Origin of the sequence: Amycolatopsis sp. NPDC058278 (assembly GCF_042881395.1) — a bacterium.
Classification (GTDB): domain Bacteria; phylum Actinomycetota; class Actinomycetes; order Mycobacteriales; family Pseudonocardiaceae; genus Amycolatopsis.
The window spans coordinates 1-16,027 of record NZ_JBHVXZ010000080.1 but is presented as its reverse complement, the minus strand read 5'-3'; the positions used below and the strand labels follow the sequence as shown (position 1 = coordinate 16,027).

General features: G+C 69.5%; 10 protein-coding genes. 2 read left to right on the top strand and 8 right to left on the bottom strand.

Features of this window, described 5'->3' with window-relative positions; all coding sequences use genetic code 11:
- Window positions 1-96 precede the first annotated feature (96 nt).
- The 7 genes from ACFVYA_RS32955 to ACFVYA_RS32925 form a co-directional block, all read right to left on the bottom strand.
- Window positions 97-2,445, bottom strand: a complete 2,349-nt coding sequence (locus tag ACFVYA_RS32955) for a GH92 family glycosyl hydrolase (RefSeq protein WP_387050588.1) — start codon at window positions 2,443-2,445, stop codon at window positions 97-99.
- Window positions 2,446-2,522: 77 nt separating this feature from the next.
- Window positions 2,523-3,971: an amidohydrolase gene (locus tag ACFVYA_RS32950; RefSeq protein ID WP_387050586.1), complete on the bottom strand. Its 1,449-nt coding sequence runs from the start codon at window positions 3,969-3,971 to the stop codon at window positions 2,523-2,525.
- 989 nt (window positions 3,972-4,960) lie between these two features.
- Window positions 4,961-5,890, bottom strand: coding sequence for a hypothetical protein (locus ACFVYA_RS32945; RefSeq protein WP_387050584.1), 930 nt, complete (start codon window positions 5,888-5,890; stop codon window positions 4,961-4,963).
- 376 nt (window positions 5,891-6,266) lie between these two features.
- Window positions 6,267-6,641, bottom strand: coding sequence for a hypothetical protein (locus tag ACFVYA_RS32940; RefSeq protein WP_285985224.1), 375 nt, complete (start codon window positions 6,639-6,641; stop codon window positions 6,267-6,269).
- A gap of 345 nt (window positions 6,642-6,986) precedes the next feature.
- Complete coding sequence (locus ACFVYA_RS32935) at window positions 6,987-8,549, bottom strand: ABC transporter permease (RefSeq protein WP_387050582.1); 1,563 nt, start codon at window positions 8,547-8,549, stop codon at window positions 6,987-6,989.
- Window positions 8,546-9,454: an ATP-binding cassette domain-containing protein gene (locus ACFVYA_RS32930; protein ID WP_387050580.1), complete on the bottom strand. Its 909-nt coding sequence runs from the start codon at window positions 9,452-9,454 to the stop codon at window positions 8,546-8,548. Before ACFVYA_RS32930 ends, ACFVYA_RS32935 begins: the two co-directional genes overlap by 4 nt.
- Window positions 9,455-9,456: 2 nt before the next feature.
- Complete coding sequence (locus ACFVYA_RS32925; protein ID WP_387050578.1) at window positions 9,457-10,071, bottom strand: TetR/AcrR family transcriptional regulator; 615 nt, start codon at window positions 10,069-10,071, stop codon at window positions 9,457-9,459.
- Window positions 10,072-10,306: 235 nt separating this feature from the next.
- On the opposite strand from ACFVYA_RS32925, the gene ACFVYA_RS32920 reads away from it, so the two are divergent.
- Window positions 10,307-13,540 (top strand): S8 family serine peptidase, encoded by a 3,234-nt coding sequence (locus ACFVYA_RS32920; protein WP_285985228.1) that lies wholly within the window; start codon window positions 10,307-10,309, stop codon window positions 13,538-13,540.
- A gap of 54 nt (window positions 13,541-13,594) precedes the next feature.
- Here the strand turns inward: ACFVYA_RS32920 and ACFVYA_RS32915 are convergent, their stop codons facing one another.
- Window positions 13,595-14,758, bottom strand: a complete 1,164-nt coding sequence (locus ACFVYA_RS32915) for an ROK family protein (protein ID WP_387050576.1) — start codon at window positions 14,756-14,758, stop codon at window positions 13,595-13,597.
- A 97-nt stretch (window positions 14,759-14,855) separates the two neighbouring features.
- Between ACFVYA_RS32915 and xylA the strand changes: the two genes are divergently transcribed.
- Window positions 14,856-16,004: a xylose isomerase gene (xylA, locus tag ACFVYA_RS32910; protein ID WP_387050575.1), complete on the top strand. Its 1,149-nt coding sequence runs from the start codon at window positions 14,856-14,858 to the stop codon at window positions 16,002-16,004.
- Window positions 16,005-16,027 lie beyond the last annotated feature (23 nt).

Sequence of the window (16,027 nt, the reverse complement as noted above, 5' to 3'; positions counted from 1 at the left end):
TGTCCGATCCGGTGGACACCAACTCGCTGAGAGTGTGATGGACAGGAACTCGTGTTATCGGGCTGTTCTCGGCAATTCCAGCCCTCGGGGAGGCCGTCACAGGGCGGGCGGCGCCGCCTGCGTGCCCCACGCCGTCGGCGTGTCACTCAGGCGGAACTGGATCTTGCCCGCGCGGAGCAGGTCCGCGTGGGAGATCCAGCTGCGACCGTAACCGCGGTGTCCGATGCGGACGTCCTTTGTGTACTGAAGCTTCGCCGCGCTCGCGTCCGGTGCTTCGATCTCGATCTTGCGGCCGCCGTCCGGGTGGATCTCGACCTTCTCGAACATCGGCGTGCTGAGCAGGTACGTCCCGGAGCCCGGCTGCGCCTCGAAGACGCCGGCCATGCCGAAGACGAGCCACGACGAAATGGTGCCGAGGTCGTCGTTGCCCGGCATGCCGTACGGAGTGTCCGTGAACAGCGTCCGCGCCGCCCGCAGCACGGCCGAGGTCTTCCAGGGCGCGCCCGTCCAGCTGTACATCCAGGGTGCGTGCAGGTCGGGCTCGTTGTTGGGGTTGAAAGCGAAGTTGTTGTGGTAGTCGTACGCGCCGTGGACCCAGGAGTCCTTGGCCGCCTTCGCCGGGTCGGTGAGCAGCAGCGGCATGTCGAAGAAGGTGTCGAGCCGCCGCTCCGCCTGCGCCGCGCCGCCCATCAGGCCGAACAGCTTCGCGGTGTCCTGTTGGGCGAGCCACTGGTACTGCCACGGCGTGCCCTCGTGGAAGCCGATCGACTTCGCCGGGTCGGGGTCGCCGACGCCGGTGCCGTCCGCGGCCTTCGTCCGGGGGAAGCCGGTGAAGCCGTGGGATTCCACGCCGGTGTCCCACAGGTGCGCGAAGTTGCCACAGCGGGCTCGCAGGGTCGCGGCCTTGTCGCCGTAGCCCAGTCCGGACGCCATTGTGGACAGTGCGCAGTCGGCGAGGGCGTACTCGAGGGTCGCCGACCCGGCCTGACGCGTGTCGCCGTAGGTGTAACCCGGCAGGTCCTGGTAGCCGATCCAGCCGTTCTGCACGTAGCTCGGGTTGCCGTCGCGGCCGCGGAAGATCGACTGGTCCTCCGGCACTTCGTTGGCGTTGCGCCACAACGCGTCGAACAGCTGACGTGCGGTCCGGTCGTCGAGGAGGCCCCGGCGGTAGTTGTCGACCACCCACGGCGTGACGGGGTCGCCGCTCATCACGTTCGTCTCGCCGCCGGCGAGCGCCCAGCGCGGCACCCAGCCGCCGTCCTGGGCGATCTTGAGGACGGACTTGGTCATGTCCGCGGCCTTGTCCGGGTGCAGCAGCGCGACCAGCTGGTTCTGCGAGCGGTAGGTGTCCCAAAGCGAGAACATCTGGTAGTAGGTGTCCCGGCCGCGGTGGACGGCGTCGTCGAAGCCGCGGTACGAGCCGTCCACATCGGACCCGACGGACGGGTGCAGCAGCGACCGGTACAGCGCGCTGAAGTAGGTGCGCTGGTCGGCGGTCGTCCCACCGGCGACGCGCAGGCGGTTCAGCTCGTCCCGCCAGGTGTCGTGGGATTGCTCCTTCGCCCGGTCGAACGACTTCGGCTGCTCGACCTGGCGGTTGAGGCGGGCGCCGTCGACGGAGGTGTAGGACAGGCCTACCGACGCGCCGACCTGGTTCTTGTCGGTGCCGAAGGTGAGCCAGGCGCCGGTGCGCTGGCTGCCGAGCTTCGCGTCACGCTGGTTCGGCGTCAGCTTGCTGTCGGTCCAGGTGCCGAAGCTCGCGAACTTGCGGTCGAACTTGGCGCTGAAGAAGACCCGGTAGCGCTCCTTCTGCGTCTCCCAGCAGAAGTTGCCGCCCTGCAGCCAGCCCTCGACGGTGTCGTCCCCGACGACGTGGACGTCGCCGGCATAGGTGTAGCCGTTGCTCTCGCCGACCTCGATGAGGACGTTTTCGCTCGTTCCGCCGGGGAACGTGTAGCGGTGCTGGCCAGTGCGCTGGGTGGCGGTGAGCTCGACTTCGATGCCGCCGGCGAGCTTGACGCCGTAGTAGCCGGGCTGCCGGGTCTCGTCGGCGTGGCTGAACTTCGCGCCGTACTTCGCCGGGTCGCTCGTGGTGACGGCGCCGGTGGTGGGCATGAACCGGAAGTTGCCCATGGTCTGGCAGCCGACGCCGGAGAGGTGGGTGTGGCTGAAGCCGAGGGTGGTGTCCTGCGCGTAGTCGTAGGACGCGTACTTCTTGAGCTGGGTGTCCGGGCTGAGCTGGACCATCCCGAAGGGCGTGGTGGCGCCGGGGAAGGTGGTGCCGTCACCGTTGTTGCCGATCGAGGTGTCGACGAGCGTGGTGGGGTCTTCGGCGAACCGGGGGCCGCCGTGGGCTTCGGCAGGGGTGGCGAGAGCCATCGTCGTGGCTCCGGCGAGCAGGGCGGCCAGGACGCGCGTCCCCGTTCTTGGGGTGCACTGGCTCATCGGCTTCCTCGGCGACAACGTTGTCACATCCACGGTGGGATCTTTTCCGTTGTCCGGTGGACAAATCAAGTCCCGGTTCAGACCTGGTGGGTGACATGCCCACCGACGACCGTCGCCGTCACCGGGAGGGCTCGCAGGTCCGCCGGGGACAGCGCCGACGGGTCCGCCGCCGTCACCATCAGGTCCGCGACGTCCCCCACCGCCACCACTCGACGACCACCCGAGGACGACGCCAGCGCCTCGGCGAACGGGATCGCCTGCTCCGGGTGCCACGGCGGGCGGTCGTCGTCCGTGCGGGAGATCGCCGACGCGATGCCGTCCCACGGGTCCAGCGGCGCGACCGGGGCGTCCGAGCCGAACTCCAGGCGGGCACCCGCCTGGAGCAACGACCGGTACGGGAACGCCCGCGAAGTTCGGCCGTGCCAGTGGCGGTCCGCGACGTCGCGGTCGTCCGGCTGGTGCGACGGCTGGACCGCCGCGATCACGCCCAGCGCGGCGAACCGCGGGACGTCCTCCGGGGACAGCAGCTGGGCGTGCTCGATGCGGCCCGGGCAGCCGACCTCCTCGAACGCGTCCAGCGCGATCGTGTTCGCCCGGTCGCCGATCGCGTGGACCGCCGGGAGCAGCCCGTGGTCGAACGCCCGCTGCATCAACGGAATCAGTTCGCCGGGCGGCAGTTCCAGCGAGCCCGGCGAATCCACGCCGGGATACGGGTCGTGGCAGTAGGCCGTGCGGGTGTTGAGGGAGCCGTCCACGAAGAGCTTGAACGGCCCGACCGTCAGCAGCCCACCGGAGTCCGGCAGGACGTCGCCCGTGCGGTGGCCGCGCTCGATGGCCTGATCCAGGAGGTGCCTCGCGATGACACACGAAATCCGCGCGGCCGGGGCGCCCCGGCGCGTCCAGTCCGCCACCGTGTCCGCGTACTCGTAGTCGACGATCTGCGTCACGCCCCGCGCGGCCGCCGCGGCCACGGCTTCCGCCACCCAGCGGTCCTGGACGTCGATCGCCGCCGTCGGGAGCTGGGCGGTCGCAGTCATGCAATCGCCCTCCAGCAGGACGCCCGTCGGGTGGTCGCGACCGATCAGCTTCAACGCCGCCGGGCTCAGCCACAACGTGTGCAGGTCCGCGCTGAACAACGCGACCGCCCGCCCGGGCAGCGCCCGCTGCAGCAGGTCCTTGTGCGGCTTGTCCGGCCACAGCCCGTCACGGAACCCGGCGCCCACGACGAGCTCCGACTGCGGCGCGGGCGTCGCCAGCAGGTGGGCCAGCAGCAGCTCGATCGCCTCTCCCGCCGAGCGGGCCGCGTCCAGGGGGATGCGACGCCGGAACGTCGCCCACTGCACGACGTGGACGTGCGCGTCGACCAGCCCGGGCAGCAACGTCCCGCCGTGCCCGTCGACCAGCCGTGCGGCGAACCCCTCGGAGCCCGGCTCGGTGATCGACGTGACCCGGCCGTCGTTCACCCGGACGTCGGCGAGGTCGCCACCGAGACCCGGCCGGACGCGACGCAGCAGGAGATCATCCATGCGGACCACCTTGCCAGCCGGGCCCGTCCGGGTGAAGCAGCGCATGAAAGTGAAACATCAAGGGTATTAGCAGCGTTGAAACCATTGGCAGCCGTCGCCCGCCGAAGGGTCAGGGCCGGTCCACGGGCGCCGCCTTCACAAGCCGCGCAGGGTTCGACTCCCTCGGTTGCCACGCGATTCTCGGGGCGAGGCCTGTGCGCGGAAAGCGCGCACCCGGCCTCGCCTCGCGGTGTTCCCCGGGGGTCGAACCCCCGTTGCTCAAGACGGATACCCAAACGAGTCCGGAGGGCGGGTGCCTCCATCCGTGACCGTTGTGGGGCAGCAGGCCGCCTCCGAACGACTCCGGAAACCACGACGAGGTGATGATCGTTCGTGTTTTCGCTGGTCAGGGCGCATCCTGGGGTGATGGGCGGAGGAACGATCTTCGATCGGCTCGCGGCGGCCGGGCACCGATCCGCCGCGCGCCGGGACCGATGGGCCGCCATCGCACGCGGCGCCCGCCTGCCCGTACTGGCCGGGGCAGCGGTACACGCGCTGGTCCGTGGTGGTTGTCGGGCTGGCAGATGTGGCCCTGGCTCGGCGGGGCGGGGGCGCTGGTTCCTCCTCGCGCCGCTCGGCGTCGGTCGCCGTGTCGGCATTGCCGCGACGGTCGCACTTGCTCTGGTTGTGGTCGACGAACTCCGGCGGCCGACATGACATGGAGATGCCCGTCCTCGGTGCTGAGGAGGACAGGCATCTCGACGCATGGTCGCAATACAGGGCCCTGAATGGTCCGAGTATCGCCTGTGCGTCAGTGTTGCGTTTGCCCTACCTACTAACTGGAAAAAAGTACACTTCCACCAAAATCGGCATCAAATATATTGATATCCGTGAATGCACATACAGTTCCAGGGTCGTTGGTTGCCGAAATTATTCCGGCCGCCTTCACGCCGTTGGGTACGCGTTGGTAGACGGGGCCACCGCTGTCGCCGGGCTGGCACATTCTGGTGTTAATCGAAGCACACTCCCTCGCCCTGCGCGGGGAACGCCGTGCCACGGACTGTCTGAACGGTCTGCAGCTGGGTCCACACAACCGCACCATAGGTGTTTCCGTTCATCAGTTCCCCGTCGGGCAGGCGACTTCCGTACTCGACTGCAAACACTCGGCCCATGGCGCCTGTTTGAGAAATAAAATTACTGTCCTGATCCCAGTAGCCCTGTGTCCAAAAGGTGCCACCAGGTGCGCAATACCCTGCGGTTTGCATGGATGGGCCGGAGTAGCCGAAGCCGCCTGTGCACTGAATGACAAGCACCGAGTCATCGGATGCTTCAAGCCGGTAGATCCGTTCGCCTCCATAGTAGGGCGCGCCGTCGAGCAGCCTGCTCGGCGAGGGTGCGACCTGAGAGCTGCCAGCCTGCTGGTTCGTGATCGCTCCCACCTTGGCTGGTGGTTGCACCTTCTTGGTTTGGACGGGTCCTCGAATTGTTGTCAATTTAGAGGCGAATGTCAATTGGTTGCCAGGTACCAGTGTGACACGGTTGCCGAACTCCCGGCGCGCAAGATCTTGCAAGTCTTGCGTAACTGCTGTCAGGGCAACCGTAACCACATCGTGGCGCCGATCGATTCCCCACCATGCAAGGGTGTTGGAAATCAAGGCGGCCCACGGCCGCCTGATCGTAATCTGATTCGCCACTTGCTGCAGTTCTGCCATACTATAGGCGACGGCGTGCAATTCCAGCCTCAGCGGAGTTGAATCCTTCGATGGCGATCGCAGTGGTGATGATTTCCGAAAAATCTCATGCAGCGCTCTCGTGGATTCCGGAACGACGGCCGGCGCCATGTTGACATGTATAGTATGCGTCGCGTTGTCAAGGTACATTCCGCCGAATTCGCCTCGGTGACCGTCGAGGTACTGCCGGATTCCGGCGATCGTTTCCATTGGAGAATTCCACCCCTCGCAGAAGCCGATGTCTGCCCCGACGAGCACCCAGGGTCTTTCTGACCATCTTGGAAGTCAACAAAGACGTCACGGAACCACTTGGATGGAGCAAGAACTGTCTGACCAGACATTATGTCAGTTTTCTGCGTCTGTTGGTGATGTGTTTGCGAAGTCCGGGATGTTCCTGGCTGCGTCCCCGTGGTATTCGTCGTGAATGTGGCCTCTGGCTGCATGCGCTGGTCCATCCGGCCTTGCCTCGTTCTCGCGCCGGAACAGCCGGGCAGGCGCGGCATGTATCCGGTCGGCACAGGTTCCTTATGCGGGCTTATGGTCGGCGCGACCGGGTCGACAACCACAAATGCTTCGGCAAGGCTTGTTACTGTGTGTGCTGTGGCTCTGCGCCATCGAGCTGACGCCGGCCCACAGGGTGCGGCAAGGTGACGGTCGCGATGGCAGTCCTCGCCACGGCGAAGGACAGCACGTCCGGGGGTGGCGATTCGGCCCCGCGGACTACAACGTGAACGCTGGTCGCAGTTTCTGTGATTTCCACTCCTGCGATGCGCGGAGATCGTCCCAGCTGTACCGCGATCACCAAAGTCGTGTCGTCGTGATCGATCTCGACGAGCCGCCACGGCAGTTGCGGCAAAGTAGCTGCCTGCGCAGCAGCAAGTTCACCCAGCACTGCGCGGGGGGTGAGGTCCGACAGATGAGTTCGGGACGCTGGTGGAGGCTGTTTGTTCATATCGTTCACGCTCGACACCTCCTCGGTGCTCGGGTCACTCGATCGAACTGCTGGTCAACAGACATGGCCCTGTGCTGCGGTCGCGCCGCTCAGGCCTGACGCGCGGCGGTTGACAAGCGAATGGGGAGGGGCCTCCCCTGTCACGATCTTGCCTGTGCGAGCCGATCCGTCATGACGACTTCAGAGTAGCCCCAAATGAAGCCACGCACGCCCGAGCATTCGATGATCGGTGGTCCGTGGTTGCTCGACTGTTGTATCAAGTGTTGGTCCAGGGGTTGTCTTGGCTGGCATTGCTTGCCAGACCCCGCCGGGGGCAAGCCCTCCTGGACCCCCGGCCGTGGTCCCGTCCGGTGGTCAGCCCACCGGGATGTCCCGCCGCCGCAATGCGAACAATCCGCCCGCCCCGGCGAGGACAGCGAGCAGAACCAGCCACAGGATCGGCGTCACCGCAAACGTTCCGCCCGGCAGGTGGGGCAGGTGCTGGAACGGCGAAATCCCCAGCACCACTTCGTTCCACCGCAACGCCGTGCCCACCAGCGACAGCAGCAGGAACGCCGCCAGCAGGCCCCAAGCCCCCGCCGCGAAGCGCGGGAAGACGCCGATCAGCAACACCGCCAAGCCCGTCAGGACCCACACCGCCGGCAGCTGGGCCAGCGCCGCCGGGACCAGCCCGAAGCCGGAGCCGTACGCGAGCCCCGTTGCCCAGCCCGTCACCGCCAGCACGAACGCCGAGCCGAGCAGCGCGAACGTCAGGTGGGCCAGTGCCCAGCCGAGCCGGCCGACCGCCGTCGCCAAAACCGGTTCCGCCCGGCCCGCCGCCTCTTCGGCACGCAGCTTCAACGTCGCCTGCACCGCATAGCCCGCCGCCGCCAGGCCGAACAACGTCATCGTGCCCGCCAGGTACGCGTCCGTCACCGCACCGCCGCCGCCCAGGCGGGAAAACACCTCCGCGACCGCCTGGTTGTCCCGCATCGTGTCCGCGACGTTCTGCGCCACCCCGCCCATCAGCAGCCCGACGAGGCCCAGGCACACGGTCCAGACCAGCAGCGTCCCCCGCTGCAGCCGCCACGCCAGCGCCAGCGGCGAACGCAACGACGCCTTCGCCGTCTCCCGGCCCAGCCGCGCCGGTAACAGAGCCGCGCCGAGGTCCCGGCGCGCCGACAACGCGACGGCCGACACCACCAGCAGGCCGGTCGCGAGGACGCCCACCGCGAGCACCCACCACCGCTCGCCCGCGAACGGGCGCAGCCGGTGCGCCCAGCCGATCGGCGATAACCACGCGAGCCAGCCCGCCGAACCGCTGCTGTCCCCGGCCGCGCGCAGCAGGAACGCCAGCACCAGCGCCCCGATGCCGATGCCCCGCGCCCCGCCCGCGCCCCAGGTGAGCTGGGCGGCGACCGCGCCGGCCCCGGCGAAAACCCAGCCCGTCAAGGCGAATCCCGCACCGAGCGCCAACGCACCGGCGAGCGGCTCACCCTGCGCGGCGACGGCGAACGCGGCCAGCACACCGAACAGCAGGCACGCACCACACGCGGCGAGCATCGCGGCGACCAGCCCCGCGTGCCGGCCGACGACGGTGGCGCCGGTGAGCTCGCGGCGGCCCGCCTCCTCCTCGGTCCGGGTGTGCCGCACCACGGTGAGCAACGCGATCAGTCCCACGACGACCGGGACGAACCCGCACTGCCAAGCCAGCAGGTTCCCCACGGAAGAGCCGTACAGCGGGCCGTTGCGCACGGCGAACGTCGCGCTCGACGCGTTGAGGTCGTAGAAGTGCTGCCGGGCCGCGGCATCCGGGTACGCCGCCTTGATCGACGACAGGTAGCCGGCGGGCGCGAACGTGAGACCGAGGATCCAGACCGGCAGCAGCCACCGGTCGCGGCGCAGCACCAGCCGCAACAGCGCCCAGGTCCCCGTCATCGTGCCGCTCCGACCGGCTCGTCCTGCCGGTAGTGCCGCAGGAACAGCTCCTCGAGCGTCGGCGGCCGGCTCACCAGGCTCCGCAGCCCGCCCTCGGCGAGGTGCCGCATCACCTCGGCCAGCGAGGTCTGGTCGACGGACAGGTGGACGTGCGAGCCGTACGAATTCAGGTCGTGGACGCCCGGCAGCGACGCCAGGTCCGCGGGCACGTGCGCGAGCGAGGCGTCGATGGTGATCCGGCCCAGGTGCCGCAGTTCGTCCAGGGTGCCCGACTCGACCGTGCGGCCGGCCCGGATGATCGTGACGCGGTCGCACAGCGCCTCGACCTCCGACAGGATGTGCGAAGACAGCAGCACCGTCCGGTCGCCGCGTTCGCGCTCCTCCTCGACGACCTCCCGGAACACCTCCTCCATCAGCGGGTCGAGGCCGGACGTCGGCTCGTCGAGGACCAGCAGCTCCACATCGGACGCCAGCGCGGCGACGAGCGCGACCTTCTGCCGGTTGCCCTTCGAGTACGTCCGGCCCTTCTTGCGCGGGTCGAGGTCGAAGCGCTCGATCAGCTCCGCGCGGCGGGCGGTGTCGAGGCCGCCGCGCAGGCGGCCGAGCAGGTCGATGACCTCGCCGCCGGTGAGGTTCGGCCAGAGGGTGACGTCGCCCGGCACGTACGCGAGCCGCCGGTGCAGCTCGGTGGCGTCGGTCCAGGGGTCGCCGCCGAGCAGGGTGGCGTGGCCGCCGTCGGCGCGCATCAGCCCCAGCAGCACGCGGATGGTGGTGGTCTTGCCGGCGCCGTTGGGCCCGAGGAAGCCGTGCACCTCGCCGGTGTGGACGGTCAGGTCGAGCCCGTCGAGGGCTTTCGTCCGGCCGAACGCCTTGGTGAGGCCGGCGGCGGTGATCGCTGCGGCCATCGTCATTCCTTCCGTTGGTAGGCGGCCAGCGCTTCGCGGGCCTTTTCGAGGACTTCGGTGGTGGCTAGCGGGTTCAGGAACAGGTGCCCGGCGGCCGCCGACATCCGCAGCATCGCCTCGTTCGTGCCCGGCTCCTCGCCGAGCGCGCGGGCGACGTGGTCCTGCAGGATCATCAGCCCGCCGGTCATCGCGGCGAGCGCGGCGGCGACGCCCCGCGGGTCCGGCATGTCCATGCCCTGCTCGAGGAAGTAGCGCTCGGTTTCGTCGACGATCCCGGTGAACTGCACCTCGGCGGCCCCGGAGCCGTCGACCATGGCGCGGCCCAGGTACCGGCGGTAGAGCAACTGCCGGGCGTCGAACGTGGGGAGGAATCCCGGGTTCGCGGCGCCCTTCGCCAGGACCTCCTCCTTGAACTTCACCAGTTCGTCGAAGACGTGCGTGTCGCAGGCCTCGCGCAGGCCGTCCTTGGAGCCGAAGTGGTGGCGGATCAGGCCGCCGGAGACCCCGGCTTCCTCGGCGATGTCGAGGATCGACGTCTTCTCCATGCCGCGTTCGGTGAACAGCCGGATGGCGGCATCGCGGATCCGGGCCCGGGCGGTGAGGTCTTCGCTGCTCATCAATGTCCTATACGTGCGTGTAGTCGACTACACGTAAACATAGCGCGCTATACATACATGTAGCAATGGGGAGATCTGGCCACTCTCGGCGCGTTCCGGTGACCGCCTAACCGGGCAGCCCATTAGGCCATTCGGCTCGCAACCAATTGCGGTTGATGGGCTAACTGTCTGATTGCTGACGAAGATCCCACCCTGTGTACTGCTCGGACGCACATCTTCACGAAGGGTCGTTTCAGTGGAACAGCACAGATCGCGCTGGAGACGGCGGGCCGGGATCACCATCCTCGCCACCGCTCTCGGCGCCTCCGTCCTCGGCGTCGCGGTCCCGGTGGCCTCCGCCCAGCAGGCCCCGCCGACCAACGGCGCGGCCGACGGCAAGACCCTCGACGAACACGACCGCGCGCTCGTCGCCGAAGCCGAGAAGGCCGGGAAGCCCGACGTCACGCTGCTGATCGCCGCGGAAAAGGGCCAGACCGGCACCGCCGTGAACGAGCTCAAGGCCCTCGGCGGGGTCGTCCAGTCCACCGACACGAAGCTCGACTACGTGAAGGTCAGCATCCCGACCGCCAAGGCCGAAAAAGCCGCGAAGCTCAAGTCGGTCAACGCCGTCGACGTCGACGGGCTCATCGTGCGCGACGACCCGAAGCCCGACGGCGCGAGCAACCCGCTGCCGCAGCCGGCCCCGGGCAAGAACACCCCGCGCGTCAACCCGTACCTGCCGACCGGCGACACCTACGCGGCGCAGTTCGGCCAGGTCCTGCCCAGCTGGGACGGCAAGGACACCACGGTCGCGGTGCTCGACTCCGGCGTCGACCTCGACTCCCCCGCGCTGGCCACCACCAGCCACGGCGAACGCAAGATCGTCGACTGGTACAACGCCAACGCCACCAACTCCGGCGACGGCACCTGGGTCAAGCAGTCGACCCAGACCTACACCGGCACCTTCACCGCCAACGGCAAGACCTGGACCGCTCCGGCCACCGGTGGCCCGTACACGTTCGGCGTGTTCGGCGAGACCGCGGGCGACCTGGGTGCCGCGGACAGCGAGACCGGCGGTGACATCAACCGCGACGGCGACCGCGCCGACTCCTGGGGCGTGCTGCTCGACCCGGTGACCAAGGAGGTCCGGGTCGACCTCAACGGCAACGGCGACTTCACCGACGAGAAGCCGATGACCGACTACAACAAGAAGTACGACGTCGGCTTCTTCGGCACCGACAACCCGGCGACCGACATCGCCGAGCGGATGGCCTTCGTGGTCCAGACCGACAAGCCGGGCTACGTCGGCATCGGCATCGCCGGTGCGGAGCACGGCTCGCACGTCGCCGGCATCGCCGCCGGCAACGACCTCTTCGGCGGCAAGATGGACGGCGCGGCCCCGGGCGCGAAGGTGCTGGCCGTCAAGGTCTGCCTCACCAGTGCCGGCTGCACCTCGTCCGGCCTGGTCGACGGTGTCGTCTACGCGGCCAGCCACGGCGCCGACGTCATCAACATCTCGATCGGCGGCCTGCCGGCCCTCAACGACGGCAACAACGCCCGCGCGGAGCTCTACAACCGCACGATCGCCGAGTACAACGTCCAGATCTTCATCTCGGCGGGCAACAGCGGCGCCGGGGCGAACACCGTCGGCGACCCGTCGGTGGCCACGGACGCGATCTCGGTCGGCTCGTACATCACCAAGGAGACCTGGCTGTCGAACTACGGCTCGGTCACCAAGAACCCCGAGTCGATGCACCCGTTCTCCTCGCGCGGCCCGCGTGAGGACGGCGGCTTCAAGCCGGACATCATCGCGCCCGGTGCGGCCATCGCCACCGTCCCGCGCTGGGAAGCCCCAAGCCCGGTGGCCGGCACGTACACCCTGCCGGCCGGCTACGCGATGCTGCAGGGCACGTCGATGGCGGCGCCGCAGGCGACCGGCGCGGCGGCACTGCTGGTGAGCGCGTACAAGGCGACGCACAACGGCCAGCGGCCGCCGGTGGCGCAGCTGCGCGCGGCGATCAAGTCGACCGCGCGGTTCGTGCCGGGCATCGGCGCGTACGCCCAGGGCGCGGGCCTGTTCAACGTCCCCGCCGCGTTCGTCGCGCTTTCGCTCAACCCGAAGCCGGACGCCGTTTCGACGTCGGTCGAGGTGCACACCGTCCAGTCCGGGCTGCTGGCCACGCCGAACACGGGCGTGGGCATCCACGACCGCGAGGGCGTGACCACGGGCAAGGCGTACACCCGCACCTACACGATCACCCGCACCACGGGCTCGGCGCACCCGGTGCCGTACTTCGTGCGGTGGGTCGGCAACGACGGCACGTTCTCCTCCGGGTCGACGGTGGTGCTGCCGCTGAACACGCCGGTTTCGTTCAAGGTGAACGTGAACCCGAAGAGCGCCGGGGTCCACTCGGCCCTGCTCTACCTGGACAACCCGCTGACCATCGGCATCGACGTGCAGACCTTGAACACGGTCTTCGCGCCGCAGGAGTTCGCCGCCGGCAAGGGTTTCCAGGTCGACAACTCGGGCAAGGCCGCCCGCAACCAGGCGACCAGCTACTTCGTGCGGGTGCCGCAGGGCGCCAGCGCGCTGAAGGTGGACCTGGACGCCGGCGCCGGCGCTCCGGGCAAGGGCCAGGTGCGGTTCCTGCGGTACGACCCGACCGGTGTCCCGGCCGAGGCCAGCACCGCGACGACCGCGTGCTACCTGCCCGACGCGGGTGCGGGCTGCGCCGGCGGCACGCCGACCAGCCGGACCATCGCCAACCCGCTGCCGGGCGTGTGGGAGATCGTCGTCGAAGCGCGCCGGACGTCCGATGTGGACGAGGCGCCGTACAAGCTGTCGGCTTCGGTGCTGGGCACGGCGATCTCGCCGAACCCGGACACCATCGCCGCCGCCACGCTGAACACGCCGATCCCGCGGTCCTACACCGTGCAGAACACCCTCGGCGCGTTCACCGGCAAGCTGACCGGCGCCACGCTGGGCAGCGCGAAGACGCAGCGGCCGTCGATCACCGAAGGCACGCAGCAGCAGTACCAGATCGCGGTGACGCCGGGTTCGACGTCGCTGACCGCCACCATCGGCAACCCCGCCGTCGTGGGCACGGACCTCGACCTGGTGCTGTACAACTGCACGACCGGTACCTGCGTGCAGGCGGGCGTCAGCGCGGACGGTGACTCCGAGGAGTCGGTGACCGTGCCCAACCCGGCGCCCGGTGCGTGGGTCGCGCTCGTCGACGGGTACGCGGTCCCGGGCGGCACCACCGCCTACGACTACCTCGACGTGTTCACCAACCCGGCGTTCGGTTCGGTCGCGGTGACCGACGCCAACGCCCTGCGCGCGTCGGGCAGCTCGTGGACCGTGCCGGCGACGGTGACGGCCACCGCCGTCCCGGCCCCGGGCCGGACCCTGCGCGGTCAGCTGACCGTGCAGACCGACACCGGTGTCACGGTCGGCTCTTCGCTGGTGCAGATCAACGCGGTGAGCTAGTTCCCAGTCCGTGAAGGCCGCCCCGAGGATTCCTCGGGGCGGCCTTCACGTCGTTCAGGCCTCTTGGGCCCGGATGAGGAACGGCGCCGGGTCGGCCAGGACGCGGTGGATGACCCGGCCGGCCGCGCCGAGGGTCGCCGCGTCGCCGCCGAGCCGGGAGGCGGTCAGGACCGGGGGTGTGCCGCGCAGGCCGCCGAGGCGGGTGGTCAGCACCTCCGACACCGGGCCGGACAACCACGGGTACAGCTGCGTGAACACCCCGCCGAGCACGATGCGGTCGAGGTCCAGGAGGTTCACCGCCGACGTCAGGGCGATCCCGAGGGCGCGCCCGGCCGCCGCGCACGCCGCCAGCGCCGTGTCGTCGCCGCGCTCGAGGGCCGCCAGCAGCGCCGGCACCGAAGCGGCCTTTCCCGCCCCCAGCAACGCTTCCTGCCCGGCGTAGGTTTCCAGGCAGCCACTGCCGCCGCAGCGGCACGGCGCCCCCTCCGGGGCCACGACCACGTGCCCCAGCTCGCCGGCCAGGCCCGTGGCACCGGAGTACAGCACGCCGTTCACGACCAGGCCGGCGCCGATGCCGATTTCGCCGGACACGTAGAGGAAGTCGCGCTCACCGTCGCCGTACCAGAGCTCGCCGAGCGCGGCGAGATTCGCTTCGTTGTCCAGCTCGACCGGGACCGGCAGCCGCAGCAGCTCGGCCGGGCGGACGTCCTGCCAGCCGAGGTTGGGGGCGCTGAACAGCACGCCGTCGCCGACCGGGCCGGACACCGCCAGCACCGCGCCCGCCGCCTCCAGCCCCAGCCGGTGGGCCTCGGCGAGCGCGTCGGTGGCCAGGTCCTGCAGCTCTGCCAGGACCTTCTTCGGCCGCGAGCCGCGGTTGTCGCGTTCGCGGCGGGCGGCGAACCGGACCTCGCCGGTGAGGTCGAGCACGCGCACCGCGAGGTAGTCGACGTTGATTTCCAGCCCCAGCGACGCCATCCGCGCCCCGCTGAGCACGACGTCCACCCCCGGCCGGCCGCGTTCGCCCGCCCGCGCGGGGCCGGTCTCGGCGAGCAGGCCCGCCTCCACCAGGTCGCCGACGAGCTTGCTCACGGTCGACTTGGTCAGGCCGGTGACCTCGGCGAGCGCCGCCCGGGTGAGCGGACCGCCGCGGCTGACCGCGCCCAGCACGACCTCGAGGTTGCGGGCGCGCATCTCCTCGTGCCGCACGGCCTGCGTCATCGTGTCCTCCCGCGAAGCACTGTAACCGGCCCCTTGACGCCGGGGACCCCCGCGGCGCATATTTAGTCTACAACGTGAACTAAATGAAGGGACAGTCATGAGCGACTTCGCTCCCCAGCCGGCCGACAAGTTCACCTTCGGCCTCTGGACCGTGGGCTGGCCGGCGAACGACCCGTTCGGGGTGGCGACGCGGGCGGCGCTGGACCCGGTCGAGAGCGTGCACCGGCTCGCGGAGCTGGGCGCCTACGGCGTGACCTTCCACGACGACGACCTGCTGGCCACCGAGCCGGACCGGGACAAGGCGATCGAGCGCTTCCGCAAGGCGCTGGCCGAGACCGGTCTCAAGGTGCCGATGGCGACGACGAACCTGTTCACCCACCCGGTGTTCAAGGACGGCGGCCTGACCAGCAACGACCGCGACGTCCGGCGGTACGCGCTGCGGAAGGTGCGCCGCAACCTCGACCTCGCGGCCGAGCTCGGCGCCGAGACCTACGTCGTCTGGGGCGGCCGCGAAGGCGCCGAGTCCGACGCCGCGAAGGACGTCCGCGCGGCGCTGGACCGCTACAAGGAGGGCCTGGACCTGCTCGCCGACTACGTCGTCGAGAAGGGCTACTCGCTGCGGTTCGCGCTCGAGCCGAAGCCGAACGAGCCGCGCGGCGACATCCTGCTGCCGACGATCGGGCACGCGCTGGGCTTCATCTCGCAGCTCGCGCGGCCGGAGATGTTCGGGCTGAACCCGGAGGTCGGGCACGAGCAGATGGCCGGGCTGAACTTCGTGCACGGCATCTCGCAGGCGCTGTGGCAGGGCAAGCTGTTCCACATCGACCTCAACGGCCAGCACGGCCCGAAGTACGACCAGGACCTGATCTTCGGCCACGGCGACCTGAAAAGCGCGTTCTTCCTGGTCGACCTGCTGGAGAACGGCGGCTACGAGGGCCCACGGCACTTCGACTACAAGCCGCTGCGCACCGAGGACGCCGCGGACGTCTGGGTGTCCGCCGCGGCGAACATGCGGACGTACCTGATCCTCAAGGAGAAGTCGGCGGCGTTCCGCGCCGACCCGGAGGTCGTGGAGGCGCTGGCGGCGTCGCGGGTCCCGGACCTTTCGACCCCGACGCTGGCCCCGGGCGAGACGTTCGACGACGTCCTGAACGACGAGTTCGACCTGGAGGCGGCGGCGGCCCGCGGCTACCACTTCACCCGGCTGAACCAGCTCGCCCTGGAGCACCTGCTCGGCGTGCGCTGACCGGCGGCGGTGGAGGCCACCTC

Excerpts from the sequence above, each read along its gene's own strand:
- ACFVYA_RS32955 (WP_387050588.1), bottom strand. The coding sequence starts at position 2,445 with ATGAGCCAGTGCACCCCAAGAACGGGGACGCGCGTCCTGGCCGCCCTG.
- ACFVYA_RS32945 (WP_387050584.1), bottom strand. The coding sequence starts at position 5,890 with ATGGAAACGATCGCCGGAATCCGGCAGTACCTCGACGGTCACCGAGGC.
- ACFVYA_RS32915 (WP_387050576.1), bottom strand. The coding sequence starts at position 14,758 with ATGACGCAGGCCGTGCGGCACGAGGAGATGCGCGCCCGCAACCTCGAG.
- xylA (WP_387050575.1), top strand. The coding sequence starts at position 14,856 with ATGAGCGACTTCGCTCCCCAGCCGGCCGACAAGTTCACCTTCGGCCTC.
- ACFVYA_RS32925 (WP_387050578.1), bottom strand. The coding sequence starts at position 10,071 with ATGAGCAGCGAAGACCTCACCGCCCGGGCCCGGATCCGCGATGCCGCC.
- ACFVYA_RS32950 (WP_387050586.1), bottom strand. The coding sequence starts at position 3,971 with ATGGATGATCTCCTGCTGCGTCGCGTCCGGCCGGGTCTCGGTGGCGAC.
- ACFVYA_RS32930 (WP_387050580.1), bottom strand. The coding sequence starts at position 9,454 with ATGGCCGCAGCGATCACCGCCGCCGGCCTCACCAAGGCGTTCGGCCGG.
- ACFVYA_RS32935 (WP_387050582.1), bottom strand. The coding sequence starts at position 8,549 with ATGACGGGGACCTGGGCGCTGTTGCGGCTGGTGCTGCGCCGCGACCGG.